At 41.4% G+C, this 14425-nt stretch carries 11 protein-coding genes and 2 pseudogenes; all 13 read right to left on the bottom strand.

From position 1 onward, the window contains the following. Positions 1 to 122: 122 nt before the first annotated feature. The gene (locus T515_RS16725; protein WP_051671669.1) at positions 123 to 869 is read right to left on the bottom strand and encodes a hypothetical protein; all 747 of its coding nucleotides are present in this window, start codon (positions 867 to 869) and stop codon (positions 123 to 125) included. Positions 870 to 953: 84 nt separating this feature from the next. Continuing rightward, positions 954 to 2495, bottom strand: a complete 1542-nt coding sequence (locus T515_RS11305) for a GHKL domain-containing protein (RefSeq protein WP_051671670.1) — start codon at positions 2493 to 2495, stop codon at positions 954 to 956. Continuing rightward, positions 2488 to 3210 (bottom strand): LytR/AlgR family response regulator transcription factor, encoded by a 723-nt coding sequence (locus T515_RS11310; RefSeq protein WP_036611144.1) that lies wholly within the window; start codon positions 3208 to 3210, stop codon positions 2488 to 2490. Before T515_RS11310 ends, T515_RS11305 begins: the two co-directional genes overlap by 8 nt. 299 nt (positions 3211 to 3509) lie before the next feature. Next, on the bottom strand, positions 3510 to 3830 hold the full coding sequence (locus tag T515_RS11315) for a type II toxin-antitoxin system RelE/ParE family toxin (RefSeq protein WP_036611145.1): 321 nt from the start codon (positions 3828 to 3830) through the stop codon (positions 3510 to 3512). Next, entirely contained in the window at positions 3827 to 4084 is a 258-nt protein-coding gene (locus T515_RS11320) for a hypothetical protein (RefSeq protein ID WP_036611146.1), read from the bottom strand. Before T515_RS11320 ends, T515_RS11315 begins: the two co-directional genes overlap by 4 nt. A 456-nt stretch (positions 4085 to 4540) precedes the next feature. Further along, entirely contained in the window at positions 4541 to 5344 is an 804-nt protein-coding gene (locus T515_RS17645) for a DUF6033 family protein (RefSeq protein WP_197026437.1), read from the bottom strand. A gap of 326 nt (positions 5345 to 5670) precedes the next feature. Then, positions 5671 to 7047, bottom strand: a complete 1377-nt coding sequence (locus T515_RS11330; RefSeq protein WP_036611148.1) for a sensor histidine kinase — start codon at positions 7045 to 7047, stop codon at positions 5671 to 5673. A gap of 101 nt (positions 7048 to 7148) precedes the next feature. Further along, on the bottom strand, positions 7149 to 7853 hold the full coding sequence (locus T515_RS11335; protein ID WP_036611150.1) for a LytR/AlgR family response regulator transcription factor: 705 nt from the start codon (positions 7851 to 7853) through the stop codon (positions 7149 to 7151). A gap of 657 nt (positions 7854 to 8510) precedes the next feature. Next, on the bottom strand, positions 8511 to 10208 hold the full coding sequence (treC, locus tag T515_RS11340; protein WP_036611152.1) for an alpha,alpha-phosphotrehalase: 1698 nt from the start codon (positions 10206 to 10208) through the stop codon (positions 8511 to 8513). A 93-nt stretch (positions 10209 to 10301) separates the two neighbouring features. After that, positions 10302 to 11696 (bottom strand): annotated as a pseudogene (treP, locus tag T515_RS11345) (PTS system trehalose-specific EIIBC component); the annotation flags it as partial. Positions 11697 to 11927: 231 nt separating this feature from the next. Continuing rightward, positions 11928 to 12653 carry a UTRA domain-containing protein gene (locus T515_RS11350; protein ID WP_036611153.1) on the bottom strand — a complete coding sequence of 242 codons (726 nt, stop codon included), beginning with the start codon at positions 12651 to 12653 and terminating at the stop codon, positions 11928 to 11930. A gap of 269 nt (positions 12654 to 12922) precedes the next feature. Next, the gene (locus T515_RS11355) at positions 12923 to 14035 is read right to left on the bottom strand and encodes a KamA family radical SAM protein (protein WP_036611155.1); all 1113 of its coding nucleotides are present in this window, start codon (positions 14033 to 14035) and stop codon (positions 12923 to 12925) included. A gap of 168 nt (positions 14036 to 14203) precedes the next feature. Further along, positions 14204 to 14425 (bottom strand): annotated as a pseudogene (locus T515_RS17650) (IS4 family transposase); the annotation flags it as partial.

The following is a 14425-nucleotide window of genomic DNA, read 5'->3' on the forward strand; positions in this document are numbered from 1 at the left end:
CATCACCTACTATTAACTCGCTCATTTATAAGGCTGTGCATCACCTACTTAATTAGAGTATACATCAATGATCTTATCTTTCAAGTAGCAAAATCACAAACTCAACTGATTTTACAAAAAATTCACATCAACGTATTCATCATCATAATAGCTTGTTCTTCCGGTGTGGGTTCACGGTCAGGAAGGGAGGACATCTTCTGTTTTGCCTCCGAAAGAAGTGCTTTCACCTTTTCCACTTCTCTTTCGTCGCAGGCATTTTCTTCAAGTCCTGCTTCCACCTCCTGAAGATCCTGTTCCAGCAAGGCGATGATTGCCTGCATATCACCTCTGGTAGCAGCTGCTGCAATCTGTCTCCTTCGCTTTTGCTCGTTGACACCCACAGTTTTACTGGTAGATTCCGTTGTGACTTCTCCATCATCGTCGATTTTTATCTTCATACTTTGAAAGCCTACTTCTCCCCGCTTTTCTTCAAGAGCTTCATCTGCTGCCTTTAAATTTTCGAAAAGAGACTGGCGTTTGTCCGAATCCGTGAGACAATCTCTCAGGTATTTTGATGAAATTTCCGCCATACCCTGTTTTACGATGTTAAAGTTCTCATAAAGGTATTTTGAAAGATCATCAACTGTATCAAATGACAGATTGGATTTTGTATCCTCCACTGCCTGTTTTTCCTTTAAGGCTGTCCTACCCTGTTCGGAAATCTCCAGGGTATCTTTTTGGTTTAGCAATACTTCAACTACTGACTCTCCGGCTCTGTCTCCCATCTCTGTGTCTCGTCTGATTCCGGAGTTCTTTCCTCGTTTTATTATCTTTGGATTTACATTATTGCCGACATATTTTCCATATGTATCATTAATCTCTACTGCCATTTCAAACCTCCTTCATCTAATCTTTACTTCGGAGGTCAGAAACCAGATATAATGCAATTGCAGTGAACACCACTATTCTTGCAGTCAATTCCTTGTGCACTTATTATTCATCATAACTGTCAAACAAAACATCTGTCTTTCTCCTTTATTATAAATCTCAATGTCTACATCCCCCATATATTTTCTTGCGCATTTTTGAATATTCGACATCCCAATCCCATGCAAATGCTTATCCGTTTTACTCGTCACGGGAAGTCCGGTATCCTTATCAAAAGTCACCTGCCCGTCAAATACATTTTCAATCTCAATAAAGAACAGAGTTCCTTTCATATAGGACTTAATGGTGATTTTTCTTACATCATCTACCTCCCGGCAAGCTTCAAAGGCATTGTCTAAAGCATTATCCAAAATGACAGCAATATCATAAATATCTATGTATCCGTAGCCCGACGCAACAAAATCTTCCTCTATGCGCCCGGACCCTGGTGCAACAAAGTCCGACTCAAAGAAAATCCCACTCCTCTTCGCTTCCTGCATCCTTTGATAAATAATGATATCCGTGATGGGATTTCCGCTCTTTGATGAAAAATCCAGTTTATTTACTGCATTCTCCAACTCGCAGAGGTATCCGTCTATCTCCGACCTATCATTTCCAGTGTTCTTAACATACTGCATGATATTATTCAAATGATTCCTCATATCATGCTTCAGTCCCCGCAGGTCAGAATATATATTTTCAACATCCTCAATTTCCCTGTGAAGCTGCTCCATCTGTTTTTCAAGGATAGCCTGCTTCCGTCTCTCTTCATTACGTTCAATAAGATATTGAAACAGCATCATGGCAGCAATGATGGAGCCAAGGAGCAATACGCAAATGACTATGATCCATATGAGAACCTCCGGAACCTTGTCATAAATCAGCAGGGATAATCTTTCGTTGATTTTCAATATGATCACACGCAAAGTCATGGACACCCCAAGGCCGGTAATGCAGGGGAGTATCAAAAATATGCTTTCCCCTGGGCTTGGCTCATAGCCTTTGTGGATATATTTGCTGCTCAAGACTTTCAGATATGTAAACATTAGCCCTACATATATGACTACGGATGCCAGGCTCTGGGCGAAAAGATAGATGTTGAGAAACATATCTGCTTTTTCCGTGGTCAGGTTTTCGGATTCAAGAATTAGGCTTTCAAAAATACTACAAGTGGCGTGGGAGATCAGGTAATAACCGACACTTCCGATATTTCTGATCAACTCTTTTCCGGCGGTAAAGCTTATGGCGGCAAATATCTGCCTTTTGAAATCCTGTTCGAAGAACAAAAGCTCAAGAAGGTACAACAAAACGAAGTCCATCAATGTGCGGAATGCAGCTGTTTGCGTATCCATCACTTTGAAAAGTATGGCTTCAACGAAAAGGTAAATGATTATCCAGAGAATAAGCATTAGCCTCTCAGGGTGTTTCGATTTCAGAAGCCTTGCTACATATAGTTTGTCATTTTCCGGCGATGAGCCCCCGAAGTCATTGTATCTCGGTTTCAGAAGCACAGTTCCGTATCGCCCGCTGAAAACCGCGTCTGCCACATATATCGGAAGTGTCAAGGTGACAGTCAAAAGATCAAACATTCACGATACCTCCGTTCTTGGCGTAGCGAAGGTACGCTTTGACGAAATCCGTATACTTCTTTTCGGCAATGATAATGCTGTCGCCGTTAAGTACTCGAATGGTGTTCACGGAATAAGCCGTCACCTTTTCAAAATTCACAAGATAGCACCTGTGGCACCTAAAGAAAGTCTCCCCCAATTCCTTTTCAAGATCGCACATTCTGGCATAGGTTTCTGCGAGTCCACTGTCTGTATGGAAAACCACCTTCCTGTCATTGCTTTCTATATACTGAATCTCGGAAAACATGATTTTTTTCCTGTTCTCTCCGTCCTTAATGATCACGTATTTTTTTCTTTGTTCATCAGAAGACCGGGCCTCTTTAAGCGCCCGTTGAAACACCTCTGCAAACTTGCTTTCCTTGATAGGTTTCACAAGATAATGAAAAGCATTTACATCGAAGGCTTCTTCCATATACTCTCGGTAAGCGGTAACGAATATAATTATGCTTCGCTTCCCATAATCTTTCTGCCCCGCACGGATATTCTTTGCAAGCTCTATACCGGATACGTTTCCCATTTCAATATCAAGAAAATAAATATTAAAAAAATCTCCGCAGGAAATCAGGTCCTCACTTCCCCTAAAGAAGCTGATTTTCGCATCTGCATATTGTTTCATTATCAGATCAGCTAATTGGTTTCTGACATTTATGTCGTCATCGCATACAGCTATATTCATTTCCGAATTCCTTTCATTATAGAATGAACTATTATTATATAGCCATAATGTGTTCTAATTTTCATTATTATGTAGTGAACTACGGGATTTTTGCGGTGAAATATACGTTTGAACAGAAAAGCCGCAGCTACCTGCTTGTACAGATAACTGCGGTTCTTTACTCATATATTTTCTCCTGACAATTAAATGACCCAACGTGGTCCGCATCCTTGAGAGGCGTGTTGGGTTCTGTTGCTGTCAGTATATTCTATAACCGATACGTTAATCAAGTTCTTTAATACTTGATGTATGCATTCTAATCACCTGAGCTTACTCTCAAAATCCTCTAACCCATGAAATACGTCTGTAATATATACTTTGTCATCATCGCCTATGTAGAACAAAACAAAATAGTTATGCCTCAAAAAATTCATTCTTTTCAAACCGCGTTCTTTTAGCTTCTCGCTATCGGGTTCTTTAATACTTCCCGCTACATTCTTCAAGCTTTTCTTTGTATCCCTAAAATCTTCCAGAACATTCTTAACTGCCTGGGGATTCTTCTTGACATCACGAAGATATGCAACGTATTTCCTTAGATCTTCTTCCGCATCAGGAGTTACAATTACTTTGTACTGTTTCATTGACCGTATTCCTTCATCAGGTCCTCTATTACATCATCTGCATCTCGTCCCTGACCTGCTTTTGCCTGTGTCAGTGAATGATCGATATGATTCCATAGCTCTTCTTCTGTTTTTATCCCTAATGGGCTATGCCATTTCTCCCGTGCGGCTGTCAATTCCACAATAACTGAGTGAATTGCCCTTAGTTGGCTCTCGTCTAATGATTTTAGCAAATCAACGGTATCATCGTATATTGACTGTGCTTGTAAAGTCATATCGAATACCTCCATAACAAATAATAAGCACTATGAAAAAAGGGGATTTACCCCGGAACGCAGAACACCTCGTCTGTTACTCTATATTGTAGCACCAGAGGCCTTTCCTGCTCAAGAAACCCAGCGTTATCAATTATTAAACTTTGCTAAACAAACGTTCACGATATCAATAAAAGGGATATGTCTCTACCGAAGCATTTAACCCCTTTTTAAACCCATCCTTAGGATTGAGTGTTCACTGTCAGCCATGAATATAGGCGATCTGTTAATCAGAATGTTGCATCTATGGTTATAAGACCTGATCTTGCATCCAGAATGACAACTTTGAAAAACTTCATCTAAGCATTGACTTTTTTATCATTTACTTTATACTTGCAAATAGTAATTGGGGTATGCATTTGCGGATGCATACTTGAAGGGAGTCGGATTAGTCCGGCTCCCTTCCTTTTTTAGCATTTATAACTTCTTGTCAAAATTAAAACCAACCATATCATTCTTTAATCCTTTCCTTGCTTCTCCGGAAAGAAAATCCTCCGTGATATCATACATTTCGGATCCTTTGTACTTATCTCCAAGAATCTTCTTATTGTCACTGTCTATCTTTTCCTTCAAGGCAGCCTTTTCTTCCCGAGCCGCTTTTAACTTTTCTTCCAAAGCCTCTTTTTGCTCTGCTTTTTCTTTTTTCTTTTCCGCAACCTTTTCTTCTGTTTTTTTCTTTTCTGCCTTTTGCTGACGGATCTTAGCTCCATATTCATTTGGAGACGTTACCTTTGAACGACTGTCATCATACTTACCTATAGACCAGCAGCTAATGCCTCCGTCCTTATCTATGGCCCATCCCATAGCAACAACAGTACCGCCACCACTCTCTATTCTTTGACGTCTTTGTGCATCCAACGACTGCATATTTGCAATTTCTTTTTCATATTCCTCTTCAAGCTCCGGATCATTTGCCATCTTCTGTAAGAAGTCCGGAGAGATTGCCACATTGGTTGTTTTGTTGGAACCATATCTCATTCCAGGCTGAAAATTCGCCGCGGCAAAAGTGTAGCCATCATATTTTTTACTGAGATATTTCAATTCATCCGCCGCTGTTTTCCTTATGTTGTTAGAACTATTTTCATTCTCAACGGATGATATCTGACCGGTTGAATTCCCGGATTCATTTACAACTTTCGAATTACTTGTTCGATTTGTATTCTTTTGATTGGTATATGCTCCTGCGTAGTTACCATATACACCATTTATATCCATTGCCATATTCCTGCCCTCCTTTGCAGTGAACAACGTCCCCTTGAAAGCATGTTTGTTTCAAACCGGACATTTGGAAAACTCGAATCTATCAATCTTTAATCCTGACATCCATTTCATATGATTATGATTTGATAGTTATACCTCTCTACTCTTTTCTTCGAACATCAGGGCCATATATTAACCCCAATGAAGTGAACGGTAGATTTTCTGATGTAAATGGTAAAGGCTACCACGAAATAATTTTCATCATTTCATGATAGCCTATATTCCGCATGATCATTCGATTTTCTGTTGTTTACAGAAGTTCGCTTTAACCAAGGAAACGTTATTTATCATTTCGGTATCATCAACATGGCTGTAAAAATCACAGTGTCCTCTTTCTGCTCCAGCTGAATGGTTCCGTAATATTTTTCCGTGATCCGTTTTATATTCCTAAGTCCGTATCCATGGCTTTCTATATCATCCTTTGAGGTTTCAGGCAGCCCCGTATCCGGATTCAAGGACAATTCTCCCGAAAAGCTATTCTTTACCTGTATCAGGTAAGCATTGTTGTTCTTCATGGATTTTACTTCTATCGTTGAACCAGAGCATTCTTTTGATGCTGTGACAGCATTTGCCAAAGCATTGTTGAGTATTACAGCTATATCTATAGCTTCAACCTTGCCAGTTGTTGGATAACGGAACTCGTCAATGAACTCAATACCTGATTCCTCAGCTTCTCGTCTTTTTTCAGATATAACAATGTCCGTGACAGGATTGCCCGTCCTGGCATTTATATCCGTAGCCGGAAAGCCATCATGCCATTCATTAAGATATGTTACGGCCGAAGCATTATCACCTTTTTCCAAAAGATTCCCCAAAACCATGATGTGATCATTTATATCGTGCTTTATTCCGCGGATTTCAGCATACAGTTTTTCAATCGAATGCACATGAACCGACAGTTCTTCCACCTGTTTTGATACAAGTGCGCTCTGCAGTTGATCGTCCCGTGACTGCTTTATCTTTTGATATGAGTAAATAACTGAGATAGTTGCCAGGAACGCAATAAATCCGAATAGCCCACGTAGTCCGTCATATATAGGGTATCTGTCGGATACATGTTCTTTAACAGTATTAAAATATGCATCAGATAAAAATGAGAAGATCCAATATCCTGCAATTATTGCAACGTAGGGTGTCACAAACAGAATGAACTCACGCCATGACATATGTTCATTTTTTCTGTAATAGACTTTTTCAGATATTATGATTTCAAGATACCTGAGTGCATTCTGAATAATGTACAACAAAGTTACTGCAATATAATAAAGTATGAACTGTTGCATGCCATCTCTTATTTTGGGATTCATAAACGTTATCCTGCTAATGCCTTTCCACGGCAACAACGACATTTCACTGGATATCCAAAGGAACATATATATGGTCAAAGCCAGAAATATTTTCTGAGGGATATTTTTCTTTTCCGCTAAAATGGATATGGAACAAACTGTTATAACTCCCAAAGGATACGCAATAAGCCCCGACATTGGAACAGGGCATATATAAAGGATAGCCATGATCGCAAAGTAAGCTATTCCTGTAATTACAGCTACTGTTATTTTTTTCACATAAGGATTATAGAATCTGACCACAAGTGATGCACTGACAAGTAAGTTACAGAATACTACTACAGTATCGCCAATTTTTTGCATCATATCTAACGTCATGAATTAATTCCCCCTCGAAAAATCCGGCAGAGATTTCAACTTCTCTTGCGCCTGTATGATAGTTCATAATCCGTTTTGATTTTGAGTCCTTTATAGACGGCTTAACAACAGCTACAGTACTCCATGTAGGCCCTGAGAAATCTGTCATATTCTCTTCTTGCAATGGGGATATTATCTCCGCCATACGTTGTTAATGTTGTCCTGTCATATCTTTCCACATACTTCATATTTACAAGATATGATCTGTGTATACGGTAGAAGTCCCTCCCTACAAGGCTTTCCAACGCAGATAACTGACCATAATATTCTATGTTCTCATCCTTCATATGAAGGATTGTTTTCCGGTCATACACCTCTGCATATAAGAGTTGAGAAAGATTAATTCGTATATGTGAAGTACCTGACTGAATTTCAATATACTTATCATGATCCCCTGACAAATCCCCACATCGTTCCAGTTCTCTCACGGCATCATCCAGCACTTCTTTAAGCTTTTTATCTGCCACGGGTTTCACGAGGAAATGAAACGGATGCAGATCAAATGAATTAAACACCTGATCCTCTTCTCCGGTCACAAAGATCAGTATCTTTCTCCAGTCTCTGTCTTTCAATGTCTTTGCCACATCCATGCCACTGACTTCTGGCATCCTGATATCAAGCAATAGGATATCCGGGAGTTTATCGGCTTCCAACAATTCTTTTCCGGAAGTGTATGTAATAATCTCTGCCTCCGGGCAGATTCTTCCAACTTTCTCAGCAAGGATAGCGCATATTCTTTTTTCATCATCACAAATAGCTATTATCATGGTTGTCTCCGCTTCGCTCCGGTCGGCTCATGGCAGACATCCACTGGATGTCTTGCGCCTTCCCAAAGGGCATACTTTGTATATATTATCAGCTTTATCCCAATATAATCATCTTCTAATGTAGTGAATGGTCGTTTTTTTGCGGTGAACGGTAAGTCACTATATAAAAAAGTCGCAGTTATCTGTCTTTACAGATAACCACGGTCATTTCTGCTAATGTATTTTCTTAATATTAAAATAACCCAACGTGGTCCGCATCGTTGAGAGGCGTGTTGGGTTCTGTTGCTGTCAGTATATTCCAAAGCTTATAAAATCACAATGAGAATCTCATCAAACGCAAATAATTAAGAATTAAGAGTTAAGAATTAAGTTGTTAATAAAATACAACCTTTAACCGAGTAAATTTATATCTTTTACAATTAATTACGGAAGCGTGCCACGCTCCCGTATATGCTACTAGATAATACACTTCTCACCCCCTATCTGTTTGTGAATTCTCTTGGATTCTCCAACGATTATCTTAACTGTAACTGATTATATCGGAGAGACTGCCGCAAAAAAACCTCTGCAAAAAATAAGTGTTTCGTATTTGAACATTGTTGCATTCACACTCATACAAGCAACAATAACTGTTCACTTACGAAACACTCTAGAAATTCAAATAGCAAAAACTAATAATTCATACGGACGTAATCTTATACTTCCTTCATCCAAAAATCCACCAATCCGATTCTTTTCCTGATTTTCCGGATTCTCCTGAGCCAAAGCTTTGTAATTACAGAGTATAAGTTTCAGTCCCTTTATATCCTCCGCCTGTGTACGAGACAGGTCCACTGTGATTTCTTCTTCAGACATATTTCCGTACACAAGCATTTTCCTGTTTCCAAGTGTTCTTTTATAGCATATAACCTCTTCTGGCACCTCAGTATCAAAGCTGATGTCTCCATCTGAAATAATCGGCATTTCCTTACGCATCGAAATAAGCTTTTTATAGAAGTTAAGTATGGAGTCCTCGTCCTGAAGCTGAGCCTCTACAGTCACTTCATCACCGCATGCCGGTACTTTGATCCACGGAGTTCCCTCTGTAAATCCAGAGTTCTCACCTTTGTCCCACTGCATGGGAGTGCGTCCGTTATCTCTGGATCTTTCGTCTATGACCTTAAGGGCATCCTCAGCTGACATACCTCTTAATTTCAGTATCTCATAGTAGTTAAGACTCTCCACATCCCGGTAGTCACCGATACTTCCGTAGTGAGCATTGAGCATCCCTATCTCCTCTCCCTGATAAACATATGGCGTGCCTCTCATGAGATGAAGTATTCCAGCGAACAGCTTTCCGGACTGTTTCCAGTATTTCTTTTCGTCCCCAAAGCGGGAAATGGTTCTCGGCTGATCGTGGTTCGTCCAGAACACTGCATTCCATCCGCCCCCTGAAGCCATCCCCTCCTGCCAGGTCTTAAGAAGCTGCTTCAACTCTATTTTGTCATAGGGCTTCAGAGCCCACTTATCTCCGTTTTTGTAGTCAACCTTCAGGTGATGGAAACTGAAGGCCATGGAAAGCTCCTCTTCCTTCGGATTCGAATATCTTATGCAGTTATCTATGGTCGTAGAGGACATCTCTCCTACTGTTATCATGTCCCTGATTCCGGTATCACGAACCAGTTCCTTAAGATACTCATGCACCAGAGGTCCGTCAGTGTAAAAGCGTCTTCCGTCTCCCTCTGTATCATCCTCCAGAATATCAGGTTTTGAAATCAGATTTATAACATCGAATCTGAAGCCGTTCACACCCTTTTCCTTCCAGAATCTGATGATATCCTTCAGCTCTTCCCGGACCTTTTTGTTATTCCAGTTAAGGTCTGCCTGAGTCACATCAAAAAGGTGAAGATACCATTTTCCCAAAGATTCCACATATTCCCATGCACTTCCTCCGAACTTGGATTCCCAGTTGGTAGGCGGAGCATCCGCTGTTCCCTCAACGAAGATATAGTAGTCCTGATATTCCTTATCACCGGCAAGAGCGCGTTTGAACCACTCATGTTCTGTGGAAGTATGGTTGAACACCATGTCCAGCATGATGCCTATTCCCTTTTCATGTGCCGTCCTTGAAAGCTCTTCAAAATCAGACATGGTACCAAAGCGCTCATCAATCTTCCGGTAATCCGCGATGTCATAGCCATTATCCCGCTGAGGCGAAACAAAAAACGGAGTGATCCATATATAGTCTATACCCAGCTCACTAAGGTAATCCAGACGGGCTGTGATTCCCCTGAGATCCCCTATTCCGTCTCCATCCGTATCATAAAAGGATCTCGGATATATCTGATAAACTACCTTGTCTCCGAATGATGACATTTAATTCCCTCCAACTACTACTGCAATGACCGTATCTTTCTTTCCTGCCGCAGCAGTCTCCTTCTCCTCACCGTAAAGATCCGAAGCCGTAAGCTTTTTCTTTCCTACCACTACTGTGAGGCAGAAAGGAACAGCAATGGCAACCAGCATAGCCAGTGCAAATATGCCCATATATCTTGTCTGGATGGAAAGGATACCCGGTATTCCGCCCACACCTATGGAGTTGGCCATGACTCCGCTTCCCACGGATATAACTGCAGCTATGCAGGAACCGATCATGGCACTGAAGAACGGGAATCCGTACTTCAGGTTAACACCGAACATGGCAGGCTCTGTAACTCCAAGGTAACATGAAATACATGCAGGTATGGAAACCTCCTGGGTCTTTGCATTTTTCTTCTGGAGATAGATCATTCCGAGTACTGCCGAACCCTGTGCGATGTTTGAAAGGGCGATCATAGGCCAGAGGATGGTACCTCCGAAGTCAGCCACAAGCTGAGTGTCAATGGCATTGGTCATATGATGAAGCCCCGTGATAACAAGAGGCGCATAAAGGAAACCGAAGACACCTGCAAAGAGCCAGTTCACTGTACTGGTGAGGCCTGCGTGAACCCCTGCGGATATCCATGAACCTATCTTCCAGCCTATAGGGCCAAGAATGAAGTGGGACGCCATAACAGCAAGCAGTAATGAGAAGAAAGGCACCACTATCATGGAGATGACCTTGGGACAGATTTTATTGAAGAACTTCTCAAGGAATACGAGGCAGAAACCTGCAAGGATAGCAGGAATTACCTGAGCCTGGTATCCTATCATATTTACCTGTGCAAATCCGAAATCCCATTTGGGGATGGCATCTGCCGCAGCTCCCGCAACACCGTAGGCATTAAGCAGCTGACCTGAAACAAGAGTACATCCAAGAATTATACCGAGTATCTGTGTTGTTCCCATTTTCTTGGTTATGGACCAGCAGATACCTACCGGAAGCATATGAAAGATGGCTTCACCTATGAGCCAGAGAAAACTGTGTACCCCGGCCCAGAACACAGATTGGGAAACGATGGTGCCGTTTCCGAAATCAATTTCACCAATTACGTTTCTGAATCCTAAGATGAGACCTCCCACTACCAGTGCGGGGATGATAGGTGCAAATATCTCCGCAATCGACGCCATGATCTGCTGAAGCGGGTTCTGATTCTGTTTAGCCTGCTTTTTTACCTGCTCCTTGCTGACACCTTCAATGCCGGAAACAGCAGTAAAGTCGTTGTAAAACTCCTGTACCTCCTGTCCGATGATGACCTGAAACTGTCCTGCCTGTGTGAATGTTCCTTTCACGCCCTTGATCTTTTCGATCCCTGGAACATCCGCCTTTGATGGATCATTTAATACAAATCGCATTCTTGTTACGCAGTGAGATACAGCCGCAATATTACTTTTTCCGCCCACAAGCTTCAAAAGCTGCTCACTTTCTTCTGTGAATTTTCCCATGACTTCCTCCTATAAAAACATAACTCGTTATAGCTGTTTAAACAGCTCCTGTATTTTTTATATCATACCTGTTTAAACAGGTCAATGTTTTTGGGAAATAAAAATATATTTCTTAAAATCATGTCTACGGTCTTTTGTGCAAGCACAACGCCCAGTTGACCGTTTGACGGGTTTATCGCGAAAAAAGCGACTAAAATTCTTATTCACCGAATTTTAGTCGCTTTGAAATAACTATTTATTTTTTCGTACTGCCGTATCCATGAAGCAAAAATACTCAGGTACATGCCTTGACTGGGTGTATTCAAACATAAGTCCCATGCCGTTAAAAGTCTGGCTGGTAACTACCGCAAGACAATTATAATCTCCGAGGCTGAGGCACTTTTCATCCACCTGTGTAACTCTCTCAACAGTCATCCTTCTTTTACTCATGGCGATATCCATATGGAGCTCATTTTCTATGTACTCATATACGGATTTTCCGGCTATTTCCCTGGTGATACCCGGAACCAGGGACCTGTCGAACATATTTATATCCAAAATGCAAGGTTTGCCGTCAAGTTTTCTTAAACGCTGTATGTAATACAGTTCCGTCCCCTCAGGAAATCCCGTTCTTCTTGCCACTCTTTTGTCTGCGGTTATTTCCGCAAACATCACAACTTCCGTTGTGGCATTGAGCCTGTTCCTGAATGCGGTTTCCTGAAAAGTTTCGATGCCGCCTATGATGAAGCTGGCTTTTCCCACAGGCTGATATATAACCCTTACACCGACTCCGTTGATGGCCTGTACATAACCTATATCACCTAACTGCTTCAGGGCCCTTCGAACTGTATTTCTGGAACAGTCATATGTAACAACCAGCGAGCTCTCCGGAGGAAGTATGCTCTGATACGGATACTCCTCCGATTCTATCCTGTCTTTTAAATCTCTGTATATGCTCTCGTACTTTGCTTTAGCCATTATCTTACTTCCATAATTTCATCCTGGTAAAACCGGACTTACCTGCAGGACTCCTTCCTGCGATTCAGTACCGAAAAAGCAGCTTACTTTCCGATGCTTCCCGGTTTCCAGTATATTTTAGCATATCATCCCCTTAATGTAATAACATGATGCAATGATGGAAATAACCAAATCATTTGTTTTCAAGATGATCTGATTCTATATTCCTTCCACATAAATCGTATGCACAAAAATGCCTATACTCGATTTAACCAAGACACCCCTTATACCTATTTCCGGCTGCAAAGCTCCGTATCAAGCCAGGTGGCTTCATCGTCGATTTCAGCACTGAAAATCCTTGACTTATCCTCCGGATACTTGTTCTGATGGAACTTGAAAAGCATTTTGCCTTCCTCCGATTCCCCAAGTATCTCTATCTTTCCAAGAGGGTGGCTCATGGCATATCTCACACTTTTTCCTATACCGTTCTGCAGAGCCTTTGCCTCATCAACTATCCTTACTCCCTGTCGCAGCGGAACCTGAAAATGTCCCTTTACACCGGTAACCGGACGACACTGGAAGATATAATAGGGCACCACTTCAATTCTGGTGAGTCCCCTGAGAAGTTCACCAAGAACCTCCGGATCATCATTGACCCCGCGAAGAAGAACCGTCTGATTTCTTACCTGTATGCCCCGGCACTGCAGAGCCTTAACAGCACGGATGGATTCTTCAGTGATTTCCCGTGGATGGTTAAACTGAGTAACAACATATAAAGGCTTAACCCCCGCATACTCAGACAAAAGTGAAAGAAGCTCTTCATCCTCATATATCCTCTTTGGAAAGGTCACAGGTACTCTGGAGCCGAATCTGATAAAATCAAGATTTTCAATGGCCGAAAACTCTTTCAGGTAGCGGGCAATGATGGCATTGGGATTCATCAGTGCATCTCCGCCGGTAATGAGTACATTTGTGATTTCCGGATGAGCATGTACATATTCCGCCGCTTCATCCACCTTCTTGTTAAGTTCAGCATCCGACAGCCCCACAAGGCGCTTCCTAAAACAATGCCTGCAATACATGGCACAAACATTGGTGGACAGGATCAATGCCGTCTGCCTGTACTTATGCTGCACTCCCTCCCACTTTGTGTTTTCACTTTCACCGCTGGTGTCGAAGCTTCCCTCCTGCAAAAGTTCTTCTTCTGAGGGAATACACATCTTAGCAATGGGATCTTCGGGATCCTTTAAGTCGATGAGTGAAAAATAGTATGGTGTGATCATCATAGGAAAACGCGATATGATACTCCGGTATTTGTCACGTTCTTCATCAGGAAGCTTAAGCGCATCACACAGTTGGTCAGCTGTAGTAATACAGTTTTTTAATTCTTTCTGCCATTCCATCTCATATCCCTTTCCTTTATTAAATTTTCAGTCTTTGTCACGAACCATAAGCTTTATGTAAACTATCATAGTTACAATATAAAGCTTAATATTATATACTCAAACTTCCCACATAAATAGTGGGCATCGCACCTTGAAAACTCTATATTCCAGACTATAAAAAAACAATTACGCCACCTTGTAATCTCTTGTCAGCGCATCCTGCATATATTCTGGCAACCTGAAAAAGAAATCTTTATAGATTTCCTCAACCTGTTCGTCGGTGATATGAAGTATGTTCTTTATACTTGCAGTCATTGCTTCTACAAGTATAAAAAGAGAATGTTGGAAAGTGATGTCCTCCATTTCCTGAAGAAGTACATAGAAAATTTCTCCTATTGTACGTTCGTC

Source organism: Oribacterium sp. P6A1 (assembly GCF_000702885.1).
Classification (GTDB): Bacteria; Bacillota; Clostridia; order Lachnospirales; family Lachnospiraceae; genus Oribacterium.